General features: G+C 50.6%; 11 protein-coding genes. 6 read left to right on the top strand and 5 right to left on the bottom strand.

Annotation, left to right across the window (positions count from 1 at the left end; all coding sequences use genetic code 11):
• Positions 1-19: 19 nt before the first annotated feature.
• The 5 genes from MKQ68_RS18345 to MKQ68_RS18325 all read left to right on the top strand — a co-directional run bounded on the left by MKQ68_RS18345 (position 20) and on the right by MKQ68_RS18325 (position 7,828).
• Entirely contained in the window at positions 20-1,195 is a 1,176-nt protein-coding gene (locus MKQ68_RS18345) for a thiolase family protein (RefSeq protein ID WP_244842255.1), read from the top strand.
• Positions 1,196-1,549: 354 nt separating this feature from the next.
• The gene (locus MKQ68_RS18340) at positions 1,550-3,205 is read left to right on the top strand and encodes a DUF1800 domain-containing protein (RefSeq protein WP_264280384.1); all 1,656 of its coding nucleotides are present in this window, start codon (positions 1,550-1,552) and stop codon (positions 3,203-3,205) included.
• A gap of 22 nt (positions 3,206-3,227) precedes the next feature.
• On the top strand, positions 3,228-4,811 hold the full coding sequence (locus MKQ68_RS18335) for a DUF1501 domain-containing protein (protein WP_264280383.1): 1,584 nt from the start codon (positions 3,228-3,230) through the stop codon (positions 4,809-4,811).
• A 176-nt stretch (positions 4,812-4,987) separates the two neighbouring features.
• Positions 4,988-5,320 carry a hypothetical protein gene (locus MKQ68_RS18330; RefSeq protein ID WP_244842245.1) on the top strand — a complete coding sequence of 111 codons (333 nt, stop codon included), beginning with the start codon at positions 4,988-4,990 and terminating at the stop codon, positions 5,318-5,320.
• Positions 5,321-5,380: 60 nt separating this feature from the next.
• Entirely contained in the window at positions 5,381-7,828 is a 2,448-nt protein-coding gene (locus MKQ68_RS18325; protein ID WP_264280382.1) for a TonB-dependent receptor, read from the top strand.
• A gap of 286 nt (positions 7,829-8,114) precedes the next feature.
• Here the strand turns inward: MKQ68_RS18325 and MKQ68_RS18320 are convergent, their stop codons facing one another.
• A complete protein-coding gene (locus tag MKQ68_RS18320; protein WP_264280381.1) occupies positions 8,115-8,531 on the bottom strand; it encodes a DUF983 domain-containing protein in 417 nt (138 codons plus the stop codon).
• Positions 8,532-8,599: 68 nt separating this feature from the next.
• Entirely contained in the window at positions 8,600-10,411 is a 1,812-nt protein-coding gene (locus tag MKQ68_RS18315) for an ABC transporter ATP-binding protein (RefSeq protein WP_264280380.1), read from the bottom strand.
• 216 nt (positions 10,412-10,627) lie between these two features.
• On the opposite strand from MKQ68_RS18315, the gene fusA2 reads away from it, so the two are divergent.
• Complete coding sequence (gene fusA2 / locus MKQ68_RS18310) at positions 10,628-12,760, top strand: elongation factor G2 (protein WP_264280379.1); 2,133 nt, start codon at positions 10,628-10,630, stop codon at positions 12,758-12,760.
• 904 nt (positions 12,761-13,664) lie between these two features.
• Here the strand turns inward: fusA2 and MKQ68_RS18305 are convergent.
• The 3 genes from MKQ68_RS18305 to MKQ68_RS18295 form a co-directional block, all read right to left on the bottom strand.
• Positions 13,665-15,209, bottom strand: coding sequence for a YifB family Mg chelatase-like AAA ATPase (locus tag MKQ68_RS18305; protein WP_264280378.1), 1,545 nt, complete (start codon positions 15,207-15,209; stop codon positions 13,665-13,667).
• Between the two features lie 118 nt (positions 15,210-15,327).
• Entirely contained in the window at positions 15,328-16,491 is a 1,164-nt protein-coding gene (locus tag MKQ68_RS18300; RefSeq protein ID WP_264280377.1) for a MutS-related protein, read from the bottom strand.
• A gap of 32 nt (positions 16,492-16,523) precedes the next feature.
• Positions 16,524-16,661 (bottom strand): hypothetical protein, encoded by a 138-nt coding sequence (locus MKQ68_RS18295; RefSeq protein WP_264280376.1) that lies wholly within the window; start codon positions 16,659-16,661, stop codon positions 16,524-16,526.
• Between the last annotated feature and the right edge of the window lie 80 nt (positions 16,662-16,741).

The raw sequence follows: 16,741 nt of genomic DNA, 5'->3' as shown, positions 1-16,741 counted from the left end.
GGAACAAAATGAGTTAACCATGCAGGATGCATATATCGTAGCCGGTTACAGGACCGCGGTGACTAAGTCGAAACGCGGTGGTTTCCGGTTTTACCGTCCGGATGACCTGGCCGTTGATGTGATTACCGGTTTGCTGAAATCTGTACCGCAACTGGAGCCAGGCCGTGTAGATGATTTGATTGTTGGTAACGCCGTGCCGGAAGCAGAACAGGGGCTTCAAATTGGCCGCCTGATCTCTGTACGCGCACTTGGCATCGAAGTGCCAGGCATGACCGTTAACCGTTACTGCGCATCCGGCCTGGAAACGATCGCCATCGCTACGGCTAAGATCCAAAGCGGTATGGCAGATTGCATCATTGCCGGAGGTACCGAAAGCATGAGCCTTGTGCCGGTAGCTGGTTGGAAAACAGTGCCTAACTACACGGTAACCAGCACTACTCCCGATTATTACCTCAGCATGGGGCTTACTGCGGAAGCGGTAGCCCGTGAATTTAATATCTCCCGCGAGCAACAGGACGAGTTCTCGTACCGCTCGCACCAACGTGCGATTGCCGCTATACAGAACGGGCATTTCAAAGAGGGTATTCTTCCTATCAACGTGGAAGAAATTTACCTGGATGAAAAAGGCAAAAAGCAAGCCCGCAAATATGTAGTGGATACCGATGAAGGGCCACGCGCCGACACTTCTTTAGAGGCATTGGCCAAACTGAAACCGGTATTTGCTGCCGGTGGTTCTGTGACGGCGGGCAATTCATCCCAAACCTCCGACGGCGCTGCTTTCGTGATCGTCATGAGCGGTAAAATGGTGAAGGAGCTGGGATTGGAGCCGATTGGCCGACTGGTATCCTGCGTATCGGCAGGTGTACATCCGCGCATCATGGGGATTGGCCCGGTGGCGGCGGTGCCTAAAGCATTGGAACGTGCCGGTAAAACGCTCAACGACATCGACCTGGTAGAACTGAACGAGGCTTTCGCTTCGCAGGCCGTAGCCGTTATCCGCGAACTGAACATCGATCCGGAAAAGGTGAATATTAACGGTGGCGCCATCGCATTGGGGCACCCATTGGGTTGTACCGGCGCCAAACTTACCATCCAGCAACTGGGCGACCTGAAACGCCTGGGTAAAAAGTATGGCGTGGTAACTGCCTGTGTGGGCGGTGGCCAGGGCATTGCCGGGGTGATCGAACGGTTTTAATGAGTTAATTATTTTGATAGCGGGGCTGGCCATTATTTTTGGTCAGCCTCTTTTTACAGGCGTACAGGATACAACCCCTGTCATCGTAGCCTTTCGCGTTGATTTTTGGTCAGCCCCGTTTATTATCCATATGATATTCATCACTTTATCAGGCGTGCAATAAAACCCTGGGTGCTTACGTTTAGGGGATGTTATATAAAATTGGAAAGCTACGAGATGTAACCATCGATAAACCGCTTAGAGTCAGTCCCATTGCCATCTTTTTTCCCTAATTATATAAAATAATGTAATTGAATTAAAGATTTTATTAATTTGGTTGCAGGAAAAACCATCATCAATCCTAACCGTATCTAAATGGATCGCAGAAGTTTTTTGGCGCTCGCCCCATCCCGTAACAAAAAAGCACCTGTGAAAGCTGCGCGTACGCTTTCCGGTCTTGCTCCTTATACTGGTCCCTGGAACACTGCCCAGGTGGTCCATCTTCTTAAAAGAGCCATGTTCGGTGCCGCCGTTCCGGATGTCAACTATTTTAAAGGTTTAGGCATGGATGCCGCTGTAGATGCGCTGCTCAATTTTGCAGACACTACACCCGCTCCGCCGATCAATAATTACCAGAACGACGAGGCGGATCCCGAAATAGCCGCAGGTGCTAGCTGGGTGATGTCTGCGCCGATCGCCGATAATGACGACCTGGAAAATGCGCGTCGCCAATCTTTCAAAGCCTGGTGGCTGGGATTGATGGTAAACCAGCCCAGGAGCATGCGCGAAAAGATGACGCTCTTCTGGCACAATCACTTCGCTACCGAAGCGGTGACGATCAAGGATGCGCGTTACGTATACAACCACAACACCGTATTAAGGCAACACGCACTCGGTAACTTCAAAGCCCTCACGAAAGCGGTGACGCTGGAGCCGGGCATGCTGGTATATCTGAACGGCTACCTGAACGAAAAAACAGCGGCCGACGAAAACTATGCCCGCGAGTTGCTCGAGCTGTTTACCTGCGGTAAAGGGGAGATGTCGCAGTATACGGAGGAAGATGTGAGGGCGGCTGCACGCGTACTCACCGGCTACCGCATCAACCCGACTACGATTACTTCTTTCTTTGACGCCACGAAACACGACATCACCAATAAAGAATTTTCCGCCTTCCTGTTCAACCGCGTGATCTCCGGTCGTACGGGGCCCGATGGTACCAAGGAGCTGGACGAATTACTGAACGTGATCTTCCAGCAGGAAGAAGTGGCCAAGTACCTGTGCCGCCGGTTCTACCGCTTTTTCGTGTACTACGAAATCGACGACGCTACAGAAACAAACGTGATTACACCGCTGGCCCAAATATTCAGAACAAACAATTATGAAATAAAACCTTTACTCTCCGCACTTTTCAAAAGCGAACATTTTTACGACCCGTTAAACATGTCGTGCCTCATTAAAAGTCCGATCGACTTTTCAGTGGGCCTTTGCCGCGAGTTTGGCGTACAGTTCCCCTCCGTTACCACCGATTATATGGCGGCTTACGGTGCGTGGAGCATTGTACAACAGGCGGCGGCCAACCAGCAGCAGAACATTGGTGATCCGCCGCTGGTATCGGGTTGGGAAGCGTACTTCCAGGAGCCGCAGTTCCATGAGCTGTGGATCAATACGGATACGTATCCCAAACGTAATATGTACAGTGATCAGATGATTACCTCTGGTATCAGTCGTTCGGGCGGTACCATTGTCATTGATCCGATGGCCTTTGCAGAAATGCTGAGCGCTCCCGAAGATCCGATACAACTGCGGGATGAGTCGCTGAGTATTTTGCACCGGATGGACGTGTCTGCGGAAGTGAAAGAAGCACTGCGAAAGATACTGCTGTCGGACCAGGACATGGATTACTACTGGACAACCGCCTGGAATGCTTATATGGCCGACAAGTCGAACATGATGGCCCGCGAAGTGGTACATGGCCGCTTGCAGTCGTTCTATAAGTACATCATGGACCTGTCTGAATACCAATTATCCTGATCACCTTTTTTGAAAAGCCTTTATGAAAAGAAGAGAATTTTTTAAATATACCGCGCCGGCAGCCATTCTGCCGTCGTTCATAAACGGGTTCTCCGTTAAAGCATTCGGCGCTTCGCCTTTACTGTCGGCCCTCCAGGGCGCTGCCACCGATAATGATCACGTACTGGTCATGATACAAATGACGGGTGGTAATGATGGTCTTAACATGGTTATTCCCCTGGACAAGTATTCCGGTTACGTGAACGCGCGCAGTAACATCGCGATCGCCGAAGGGCGCGTGCTGCCACTGGTAAACGTGAAGAAAGCGGGTTTACATCCCTCCATGACTAAATTACAATCGCTGTATAACGAAGGTAAAGTGTGTGTGGTACAAAGCGTTGGTTATCCTTCGCCTAACTTCTCTCACTTTCGCGCTACAGATATCTGGCTGACAGGTTCCGACGCCAATGACGTGATCACCACTGGTTGGGGCGGCCGTTACCTGCAAACAGAATATCCCAACTATCCAGTCGGTTTTCCAAATGCCGAAATGCCCGATCCGCTGGCCATCCAGATCGGCTCTATCGTGTCGCCAGCCTTCCAGGGGCCGGTAACCAATACGGGCATGGCGATTACGAGTACGAGCAGCTTTTACGATTTGCTGGAAGGTAAGGAGGATGATGTGCCGAATACCAAAGCCGGTAAGGAACTGAAGTACATTCGTATGATCGCGAAGCAGTCGAACAAATACGCCGACTCCATTAAACTGGCCGCAGGTAAAGTAACCAGCCAGGGACCTTACAGCAATACGTCTATTTCCCAGCAGCTGAAGATCGTAGCACGGTTGATCGCCGGCGGATTAAAAACCCGCCTGTACATGGTGAGCATTGGTGGTTTCGACACCCACGCCAGCCAGACCAACTCCGGCGATACATCTACTGGTGCACACGCCAACCTGCTCGGCAACCTGTCCAACGCCATCAGCGAGTTTATGGCCGACCTTAAAGGCCATAAAGTATCGCAACGGGTGATCGGTATGACCTTCTCCGAATTTGGCCGCCGTATCAAATCCAACGGCAGTATGGGTACCGACCATGGTGCCGCTGCGCCGATGATTTTGTTCGGTGATTATATCAATCCCGGTGTACTGGGTAATACGCCCGATATGCCTGGGCAGGCCAATGTGAACGATAACGTGCCGATGCAGTACGACTTCCGTTCGGTATACGCTTCGTTGCTGGAGCAGTGGTTCTGTATTAAGAAAGCCGCGCTCGACGAAGTAATGATGAAGGATTACCAGCAATTGCCGCTGGTAAACAGCCTGGCTTGCAGCACGGTGACCAACATCCCCGACGTAAACCAGAACGCCGGTAAAAACCTCATTTCCAACTATCCCAATCCATTTGTCGCCAGAACGATCATTTCCTACGAAACTTCCGGTGGGCATACATTGATCCAGATATTTGATACAATGGGCCGTTTGCTGGCCACGCCGCTGGATAAGGTGATGACAGCCGGCAAGTACACCATCGACTTCGATGCCACCATATTGCCTACCGGTATTTACTATGCCCGTTTCCAGAACGGAATGGTACAGCAGGTGAGGAGTATGATGAAGGTGAAGTAGGGACAGCCTTGCCAATGAAGGCGTATGTATACATGTGCCTGCACGAAGAATTTCGATTCTATAAGGTGCTGCAACGGCAGAAGCTGAATCAGCCGACGCTTCTGACGGGCTACCCTGCAACTTTGTTGCAATACTTTCCTATCTTTGCCTGGTAAATAAACTACCAGGTGCGGAAAGTGCTGCAAAAAATAGGGGTATTGGTCTTGCTGGGCGTATTCAGCTTTTATATTACGCCCCGCGATTACCTGCATCATTTTGCCGGCCACGCCGATACACAGGATGAGGCCCCCGCGGCTCATGTTGATGGTCTCACCATCTCCGAACACCACACGCACTGCGACTGGCTGCAGTGGGAAGTGGACACGTATTTACCCTCACATCAAACTTATCTGGCAGGCGCCGATGTATTGTTCGGTGTTTTTATGCCTGCGCTTCCCATAGCCGTTACCACGGTTGACTCGTACTTCTTCGCTTTACGGGGGCCACCTGCTGCGATTGCCATTGTTTAACCTGATGCAGCCCTAAACGGGCTGGGACACTTATTTCTCTTTACTCAGATCGTGATTAACATGCTATACGCTCGCGTGCTGGCTATTTGCCTGCTCATTATTTCGCCTTTTAAATTATTCGCTAACGAGGAACCTGGGCAGGATAATACCCTTTCCGGCACTGTTACCGACAAAAACAACCAGGGGCCATTACCCGGTGCCACCATTTATTTTCCTGATCTCAAACTCGGCGCTGTTGCTGACGCCCAGGGTAATTACTCCGTTAAACACCTGCCGCAGGGCCGTTTCCTGGTAGAGGTGCGTTATATCGGACACGCTGCTATTACCGAGCAGGTGGTCATCAATGGTAACACCAGCCGCAACTTCGTACTCGGCATGTCCGTAACGGAACAGAACGAAGTAGTGGTAACGGGTGTGAACGTGGCGACTTTACTCCGCCAGAACCCAACGCCCATCAGTATTGTGCGTAAAGACTTTTTGGACCGTACCGTTTCTTCCAACCTGGTAGATGCGATTGCGCAGTTGCCGGGCGTGAGCCAGGTAGGTACCGGCCCGGCTATTTCCAAACCAGTGATCCGCGGTCTCGGCTATAACCGCGTAGTAGTCGTAAACGACGAAGTACGCCAGGAAGGCCAGCAGTGGGGGGACGAACATGGTTTGGAAGTAGACGACTACAACGTCAATAAAATTGAGATTCTGAAAGGACCGGCGTCGTTGATGTATGGCTCCGATGCGTTGGCCGGCGTGGTGAATATCATTTCAGATATTCCCGTTCCTGCGGGCACCATTCGTGGTGGCATTGATGCAAATTACCAGAGCAACAACGGCCTGTTCGGTTATCATGCCAACATTGCGGGCAACCAGAATGGTTTCAGCTGGAAGTTGTATGGTACGCAGAAACTGGCGCACGATTATAAAAACAAGTATGACGATTATGTGCTGAACTCTAAGTTCCGTAACACGAACTATGGCGCAGGTATCGGGTTGAATAAAAGCTGGGGGTATTCACGCCTGTCGTTCTCTTCGTATAGCCTCGAACCCGGACTGGTGGAAGGGGAACGTGATGAGGACGGGCGGTTCATTAAACCGATTAACGATAACGGAACAGCAGAAGAAGTAGCTGCGACGAACAGCGACTTCAAATCATATCATCCCCTCTTTCCGAAGCAAAAAATAGATCACCAGAAGCTGATATGGGATAACAGCCTGTACTTCCGCAACGGTAGCAGGATCAGCGTAAACCTCGGCTACCAGGTGAACAAACGCCGCGAGTACGAAGATGTTTTAGCGCCGGACGACGTGGCTTTATACTTCAAATTAAAAACGTTTAACTACGGCATAAAATATTTCCTGGCCGATATGAACGGCTGGCAAACTACGTTCGGCGTAAACGGTATGCAGCAGCAAAACAGCAATCATGGCGCGGAGTTCCTGATTCCATCCTATAACCTGTTTGATGCCGGCGTGTTCGCGCTCACCCGCAAAAACTTCGGTAAACTGACCGTAGCCGGTGGTTTACGATTCGATTACCGCACCATCACGTCCGACGCATTGTATCTGGATGATGAAGAGAAGCCCGTGCCTTCGCCCGTAACCGGTGGTATTACCCGCTTCAACGCATTCGAGCGCGATTTTGCGAATGTATCCGGTAGTGTGGGGTTAAGTTATGCGCCGATAGAACAGCTCACCCTCAAGCTGAACGTAGCCCGTGGTTTCAGGGCACCGAACATCGCGGAATTGTCGGCCAACGGTGTGCACGAAGGAACGATCCGTTATGAGTACGGCAACACCGGTCTGGATGCAGAAGTAAGTACGCAGATAGATGCCGGTGTGGAGTTGAATACCGAACATATCAGCTTTGGTGTAAACGCCTTCTATAATAATATCAGCAACTACATTTACTCCCGCAAGCTGTTGGGGGCAGATGGTACCGATTCCATTCCTGTAGCGGAAAACGAAGACGGTTATGCCGCATTTCAATACCAGCAGGGCCGCGCGTTTCTGTATGGCGGTGAAGTATCCATCGATATTCACCCGCATCCTATCCATTGGCTGCACTTCGGTAACTCTCTTTCCTGGGTAGAAGGTCGCCTGGCTAACGGTAGTGATTCTACGAAGTACCTGCCTGCCATTCCACCATTACGCTGGCTCTCCGAATTAAGGGGCGACTTCCGTAAGAATGGTAAAGGCGTACGTAATGTGTACGCAAAGGTGCAACTAGATAAGTTTTTGGATCAGAAAAATGTGTTCAGCGCTTATAATACGGAAACCGTCACCGGTGGTTATGCCTTGCTGAATGCAGGCATTGGCGCGGAGTTCGTGAACAAGAAGAACAGGACATTGTTTGCCTTGCACATAGCCGCTAATAACCTTACTGATGAAGCCTATCAGAACCACCTCAACCGCCTGAAATACGCGGGGGAGAACGTGGTGACGGGGCGTACGGGCGTGTACGGAATGGGACGTAATTTCAGTGTAAAGCTGTCGGTACCCCTGGAGTTCAGATAGCGAAAAAGACAAGGGAGAGCGGGATGATTCCTCTCTCCCTTTTTAATGACCGGGCATAAATATGTAGGAAATTTGCAGCGCGAAAGTTATATATTTGATGACCCGTTTTTTGTATGCTTCGTATCCCCGGCAACGTTGATCATTCGACTCGTATTTCCTACAGACACTTACACAATAACATCAAGATATTTAAGATAGATCTGACATACTGCTCAGATTTTGGATGAAAAGAGAAAAGGGCCGTTTTCACGGCCCTTGATCATTATATCGCTGTATTAGTCAAGTTTTACTTTTCGTCTGGCAGATCAGCTGTTTCTTCATTGTAATACACGAAGAAGTACAGGTATATGACACGGGAAATACGCATGAGCCATGGCTGGAATACCAGGAGTATTACACCGTTTACGGCCAGCCATATCATAATGCTGTTATCGCGCCAGCTAAGTCCGAAAAATAACCAGTACCATATCAGGTTAAAAACGGAGAAGGCAACGCTCAAAGCATAACTAACATAGCCGGTACCAAACCAGAAACCCGTTTCGAGTTCGAACTTTTGCTTACATACCGGGCAGTGATCGTGCATGTCGAATATCCGCGAAAACCTCCAGTGAAAAGGATTGCGCGTGCGATACATGTGCCCTTTCCGGCAACGCGGACAACGCATTTGAAGCAGGCTCAGAATGTAATTTGGTTTCTTGCTCATGGTAAGGCAAAGTTAATCTTTTAGCTGATGGACATGAATGATATTCCTCATCTTTTGTGCCAGATAAGTTATTTCACCTCTGCCACAGCATCATCTTTCTTCTCACCGATCTGTTGCCGCCACATCGCGTAGTAGAGTCCCTTTTCGGCCAGCAGCGTATAGTGGTCGCCTGTTTCGGTAATACGCCCTTTCTCCAGTACGTATATGCGGTCGGCGTGCATGATGGTCGACAAACGGTGCGCGATCATCACCGTGATATGTTCTTTGGAAGAAGTGACATTCCTCACTGTTTGCGTGATCTGCTCTTCCGTTAACGAGTCGAGCGCGGAGGTAGCTTCATCAAATACCAGCAGGCGCGGGTGGCGCAGCAAAGCGCGGGCAATTGACAACCTTTGTTTTTCTCCGCCTGATATCTTGATGCCGCCCTCACCAATCACGGTATCGATGCCGTTCTCGGCCCTTGCCAGCAAACTGAATGCCGATGCTTTGGTAAGCGCATCCATGATCTGTTCATCGGTAGCGCGTGGGTTTACGAACAACATATTCTCTTTGATCGTGCCCGAAAACAGTTGCGTGTCCTGCGTTACGAAACCTATCTGGTGGCGCAGTTCCTCAATATCAATCTGGTCGGTATCGATGTTGTTGTACAGGATGCGGCCTTCCATTGGGCGATACAAGCCTACGAGCAGTTTTACCAGCGTGGTTTTGCCGGAGCCTGAGGGGCCGACAAACGCAATTGTTTCGCCGGTATTAACGGTGAAGCTGATATTGTCGAGTGCCTTCGTTTTCGCCGTCAGGTGTTGAAAGCCTACGTTCTTGAACGACAGCTCGTCGATGGCGGAAAGGCGTACCGGGTCTGATGGTGTTACCTCTACCGGCGTAGCCAGTATCTTCTCAAAGTTGGCTAATGACACCTGCGTTTCGCGGTAAGCCAGGATGATGTTGCCCAGCTCCTGCATGGGGCCGAAGATGAAGAAGGAGTAAAGCTGCAACGTGAACAGCTGACCGAGTGAAGCCGTAGCAGCACCTGGCGGACCGTACAACATATACAGCAGCAGGAACAAGATGGCCGAGCGCAACAGGTTCACGAACGTACCCTGTACGAAGTTGATGGATCGTACGCTGCGTACCTTCTTCAGTTCGAGCATGAGGATCTTCATCGTGGTGGAGTTGAGCCGCCTGATTTCCTGGTGTGTTAAGCCGAGACTTTTCACCAGTTCGATGTTGCGTAAAGATTCCGTGGTGGCACCGGCCAGCATGGTGGTTTCCTTTACGATGGTTTTCTGAATGGTTTTGATCTTACGGCTTAGGAAGCTGATTACCATGGCCAGCAGAAAGCTGCCGATGAAGTATACCGGAACGAGCGTCCAGTGTACCGTAAACGCATAGATCATTACGAAGACCACACCCACGAGGGATGTAAAGAGTACGTTGATGAACATGGTGATGAACTTTTCACTGTCCAGCCGCACCTTCTGCAGCACTGCCAGTGTTTCGCCACTCCGTTGGTCTTCGAACTGCTGGTAGGGCAGTCGCAGGGAGTGCCGCAACCCGTCTGTATACACTTTCGCGCCAAACTTCTGGATAATCACGTTCACAAAATAGTCCTGGAAGGCTTTCGCTATGCGGGAGACCATGGCCACGCCAATGGAGGCCAGTAATAATAATCCGATCCCGATCAGGTAGTCATACTTACTGCGGGGCACCTCCGGCACTACGCCGGCAGGCGATTCGGTAGTGGGGTGAGAGGCGAAGCGGTCTACGATTTTTCCGAAGATATATGGGTCCAGTAAGGAGAATACCTGGTTTATCGTGGCCAGCAACAACGCCAATACAATCAGCCACTTATAGTTTTTGAGATAAGAAAGCAATAGTCGCATGGCGCAAAGGTAGGGAAAAACGGTACGCAATAAATGTTGCCACAGGTACCTGGGGCCCGGTTCGCTGCGGCGCCCGTAAGCGATAAAAATCGTAACTTAACATTAACACAGCAAACGGCTTACCGCAGTATAACAGGAACGCTCCCCACGCAAAACGGCCATCACTACTTCCCCGGAAAATAACATCTCGGTCCACCCTCCCAAAACGGCTACGTTATGAAAATGTATGATGAAAAACACGTTAAAAACATTGTGCTCATTGGCGCTGCCAAGAGCGGCAAAACGACACTCGCCGAAGCCATGCTCTTCGAGGCGGGCATTATCGCCAAACGGGGCGCCGTTGAAGAGCGCAATACCGTAAGCGATTACCATGAAGTAGAGCATGAAAGAGGCAACTCCGTCTACGCTACCTGTATGCATACCGAGTGGCGTGATTACAAGATCAACATTATCGACACACCCGGGTTGGAGGATTTCGCCGGTGAGGTGACGGCTGCTGTGCGGGTGTGCGATACGGCGGTGTTGCTGCTCAATGCCGAATACGGGGTGGAAACGGGCACCGTGGTGATATGGGACTATGTTGACCGTTACCGTAAGCCGACCATCCTGGCCGTTAACCACCTGGATGGCGAGCATGCGAACTTTCAGCAGGTGGCGGAGCAGGCCAGGCAACGTTTCGGTAGCGCTGTTACAGTGATGCAATACCCTGTAAACCAGGGACCCGGCTTCAATGCGATCATCGACCTGTTGAAGATGACCTTATACCGCTTTCCGGAAGGCGGCGGCAAACCTGAAAAGCTGCCTATCCCCCCGGAGGAAGCCGAAACCGCCGCCCGTTTACACAACGAACTGGTAGAAAAGGCGGCGGAGAACGATGATGCGTTGATGGAAAAATACTTCGAACAGGGCAACCTGGATGAGGACGAGCTGCGGGAGGGGCTTAAAATCGGTATGATGCGCCACCAGGTGTTCCCGCTGTTCTGCCTCAGCGCCCGCCATAATATGGGCAGCGGCAGGCTGATGGGTTTTATCGATAACGTAGCGCCATCGGCCATGGATATGCCGGCCGAGCTAACAACGGACGGCCGCGAGATTAAATGTGACGCCGCCGGACCGGTTTGCCTGTTCGTATTCAGAACATTGCTCGAGCCGCACATCGGCCGGCTGTCATTCTTTAAGGTGATAAGCGGGGAGGTAAAGGCAGGGATGGAGTTGTATAACCAGAAGACCAGCACGACGGAGCGGTTGAACCAATTGTTCATTGCAGATGGCAAAAACCGGCAGAACGTGGAGAAGCTGCGGGCGGGTGACATCGGCTGTACGCTGAAACTGAAAAACACGTTCACCGATCACACCCTGGCGGACAAGGGTGCCGCGCTCGAGGTAGCGCCCCTGCATTTTCCCGCACCGAAGGTGCGCACCGCGATCGTGGCCAAAAACAAGTCGGACGATGAAAAGCTGGGAGAAGTGCTGGCCGAAATTCATATGGAAGACCCTACCCTGGAGGTGGAATACAACCGCGAGTTGCGCCAGGTGATCCTGCACGGCCAGGGCGACCTGCACCTGGCGATCACCAGATGGCGGCTGGAGCATATCTACCATATGCAGGTGGAGTACCTGCCTGCCCGCATTCCCTACCGGGAAACGATACAAAAGCAGGCGCAGGCTTCTTACCGGCATAAAAAGCAATCGGGCGGTGCAGGGCAGTTCGGGGAAGTGTTTATGAAAATAGAGCCTTATTTCGACGGAATGCCGCCTTTAAAGGAGCACCCTGTGCGCGAAACGGAGGAGATCGTGCTGAGCTGGGGAGGCAAACTTGTATTTAATAACTGCATCGTGGGCGGTGCTATCGATAACCGCTTTTTGCCAGCCATCCTTAAAGGGATTATGGAAAAGATGCAGGAAGGCCCGCTTACGGGCTCCTACGTACGCGACGTACGGGTAAGCGTGTACGACGGTAAAATGCACCCGGTCGACAGTAACGATATCTCTTTCAAGATTGCCGGCATGATGGCTTTCCGCGACGCCTTCCACCAGGCGGCCCCGCAGCTGCTCGAACCCGTGTTCGACCTGGAAGCGATAGCGCCCGATACGATGATGGGCGATATGATGAGCGAATTGCAAAGTCACCGCAGCCTTATCACGGGGATGGATAGCAATGATGGTTACCAGGTGATAAAGGCCCGCACCCCGCAGGCCGAGCTGGACAAACTGTATGCAGCGTTACGCAACGTTACCCAGGGCCGGGCGAAAATAAAGGCAGTATTTGCTGATTATGCGCCGGTGCCGGCAGAGATACAGAAGAAGTTAACGGAAGCGTATAAGAAAATGGAGGCGCAGCCGGTATAGTTAGTACAAAAGAAAAAGGCGGTGAGAACACCGCCTTCAGTTATTTTAACCATATCCTATGAAAAACCTATAACAAAGGTATATGCATGGCACGCACCTGCAAAATTGAATCCGTGAACGCATTAAAATAGTTGGTGAAAGTAGTGATGTGAGGCTTGTTAACTGAAATTTAACGGGCGGAGCGAAAGTGGGAGTTAAGGGCAAAGAAAAAGGCGGTGAGAACACCGCCTTCAGTTATTTTAACCATATCCTATGAAAAACCTATAACAAAGGTATATGCATGGCACGCACCTGCAAAATTGAATCCGTGAACGCATTAAAATAGTTGGTGAAAGTAGTGATGTGAGGCTTGTTAACTGAAATTTAACGGGCGGAGCGAAAGTGGGAGTTAAGGGCAAAGAAAAAGGCGGTGAGAACACCGCCTTCAGTTATTTTAACCATATCCTATGAAAAACCTATAACAAAGGTATATGCATGGCACACACCTGCAAAATTGAATCCGTGAACGCATTAAAATAGTTGGTGAAAGCAGTGAAGTGAGGCTTGTTAACTGAAATTTAACGGACGAAGCGAAAGTGGGAGTTAAGGGCAAAGAAAAAGGCGGTGAGAACACCGCCTTCAGTTATTTTAACCATATCCTATGAAAAACCTGACACAAAGATAGAGATACGATGTTGCCTGTCAAGTGTAGGTTTGTGAAATGACGATTTTACTTGGTGAATGGAGCGAATGAGTCGCTGTTAACAACAATTTAACCGGTGTTGTTATATCATGCAGCTCTGCGTGTGCAGGCTTTGGTGCTCTGTGGCAGCGGCGGTGTGCAGACGTTTTGAATAAGCGACATAACATCGGCTTTGCGTGTTCAGGCTGCGGTGCTGTATCGCAGTGCCGAGATCAAGCGCCTCTACATCATCCACCCCTGCCTGTCCAAACTGCGATACTGTATCGCAGCGGCCACATGCTGCGGTTCTATGTGTGGACTGCCAGCCAGGTCTGCCACGGTACGGCTTACCTTCAATATCCTGTCGTATGCACGGGCCGATAGATTTAAACGTTGTATAGCATTTCTTAACAACGTGCTGCCTGCATCATTCAACACACAATACTTCCTCAGCAGCCGGGTACTCATTTGAGCGTTGCAATGAACGCCTTCTTCCTCCCCGAAACGTTGCGACTGTAACAGGCGGGCAGCGATCACACGTTCGCGGATGGCTGCGCTGGTTTCGGCCGCCTGTCCTGACAAATCATCTGAAAACACCACCGGCGTCACTTCTACGTGCAAGTCTATACGATCGAGCAGCGGACCGGATATTTTTGAGAAATACTTTTGTACCAAGCCTGGCGGGCAGCTGCAGTCTTTATCCGGGTGATTGAAATAGCCGCAGGGGCACGGGTTCATCGAAGCGAGCAACATGAACCCGGCAGGATAGTCGATGGCCATGCGTGCCCGCGATATCGTGACTTTACGTTCTTCGATCGGTTGTCGCATTACTTCGAGCACACCGCGTTTGAACTCGGGCAGCTCATCCAGGAAAAGAATGCCGTTATGTGCAAGTGATATTTCGCCTGGCTGCGGGATACCACCACCGCCACCTACCAGCGCCACATCGCTGATCGTGTGATGTGGCGAACGGAAGGGGCGGCGGGATACCAGCGTTGCGTGCTCGGGTAGTTTGCCTGCCACAGAATGGATGCGCGTTGTTTCCAGCGCTTCCTGTAAACTGAGTGGTGGCAATATCGTCGGCATTCTGCGGGCTAACATGGTTTTGCCCGCACCGGGCGGACCAATCAATATGGCATTATGTCCGCCTGCGGCCGCGATCTCCAGCGCGCGTTTAATATTTTGTTGGCCCTTCACTTCTGAAAAATCAATATCAAAATCATATTGAGAAGCAAAGAAGGCTTCCCGGGGTTGTACGATGGTCGCTTCCAATGGACGCGTACCTTCGAAGAAGTCAAGTACCTCTTTGATATGCTGCGCGCCATATACGTTCAGCTGAGTTATCATCGCTGCCTCGCGTGCATTCTGTTGCGGAAGTATCATACCCTTAAAGCCCTCTTTGCGCGCCTGCAAAGCCATGGGCAGTGCGCCTCTCACAGGTTTGAGGACACCATCGAGCGAAAGCTCGCCCATGATGATGTATTGTTCGGGATTATCTTTTAACGTTACCTGTTTTGAAGCGGCCACAATGCCCAGCGCAATCGGCAGATCGTAAGCGGCACCCGCCTTGCGGATAGCTGCGGGCGCCAGGTTTACGATCGTCCGCAAACGCGGCATACGGAACCCTATATTTTTAATGACCGATTCTATCCTGTACTGACTTTCTTTCACCGCATTATCCGGCAGGCCTACCATGAAAAATTTGGAGCCCTGCATCACGTTTACTTCTATCGATATGGTAATGGCATCAATCCCAAAAACTGCACTGCCAAAGGTTTTGATCAACATACAATGGTGGTTGGTTGCTGCGAAATTAAGGGGGCATGACTATTCAACAATCAACAAAAAACGGATGCGGTGTATACACATACTTCCGCATCCGTTCTATAATAAAAGTGATAAGTTATCAGTTAGACTTCATGCCTTCGAGCAGTTCCAATACCTTTTCTCGTTTCAAAATCAGGTAGCCGATCTTCTCTTTCGCGATGCCGTCTTTCAATTGATAAGTGAAATAAAGGGTATCGTCGATCACTTCACTCTCGAAGTATTTAAAGATGATTTGTCCGTCACGTTGCAGTTCATCTGCAATTTCGTACAGGTGTGTCGATAATATAAAAAGAGAGTGTTTGTTATGCAGCAATCCGCGGATCACCGCCAGGGAACAGTTTTTAGCATCTTCCACATTAGTGCCTTTGAACATTTCGTCAATCAATATCAGCCAGTTTTTACCATCACTGATCTTAATGATCGTGTTCTTGATGCGCTGCACTTCACTGTAGAAATAACTTTCTCCCTTAAAGATATTATCCTGCACCTGGATGTTACTGAGAATACCATGAAAGAAGCTCAGTTCCATCTCCTGCGCCGGTACGCCCATGCCCACATGCGCCAGGAATACCGCCACGCCCACGGCTTTGATGAAGGTGGTTTTGCCCGCCATGTTGGCGCCGGTGAGGAACATAAAATGCCTGTCGCGATCGAAGGTTACATCGTACGAAACAGGTTTTGGCAATATGATGTGATACAAACCTTTCACTTCAATATAAGGGTCATTGCCCTCGCGGAACGACGGGAAGTGCAGGTTGAAGCGGCGAACGGCCATGGCCATGCTGTAATATGCATCCAGTCGTGTATACAGTTCCGTTAGCTCCCACAATACCTTTTTATGTTTCCTGCGGATGAGGTTGTCGTACCGTAAGATCTGTACGTAGTTGAGCGTACCGGCGTCATCGAGCGACATGATGTCATCAAACTCGCGCTGGCGCAGTAAATGTGCTGCCCGCTCTACCAGGCTTCGTAATACGGCCGGGGTCGTGTCTTTATTATAAACGCTCACCAGGTGTTTAAAGCCTCGCAGCAGGTTCAGTAATTGTGCAAAGGAGAAACGGATGAAGCCGAAGTCGGGCGCGTAAATCGTTTTCATGACTGTAGCGCTCAGTAGCAGGGCCGGACCGCTATTGCTGGAGATCGGTTCTATTTCCGCATTCAGGTAGTTTTCTACTACTACGATGGTGCCGTTCGTGATCTGCGTTGGCCATTGCGTTTCCTGCTCCAGGATAAACCGCAGCATTTCCTGCCGCTGGCGGATGGCGCGAAGGTCTTTTAAAGGATTGGCGAACAGGCTGCGCAGGTATTCCCTTCCCCCGAAGTACTGGTAAAGTCCAGCTTGTGCAACAGGGAAAATTCTTCATCACGGTTAAATATGGAGAGGTCGAGGTAGGTCGTTTTGTCCAGTTCCATTCGCTACTAATTTTGAGTGAATTTACAGTTAATAGGCAGCATATTCAAGGGCTTCAGATGCTTCTCGGCAGGAAGATGCG

It is taken from the genome of Chitinophaga horti (genome assembly GCF_022867795.2).
Lineage (GTDB): Bacteria > Bacteroidota > Bacteroidia > Chitinophagales > Chitinophagaceae > Chitinophaga > Chitinophaga horti.
This window is presented reverse-complemented; position numbering and strand designations above follow the sequence as displayed.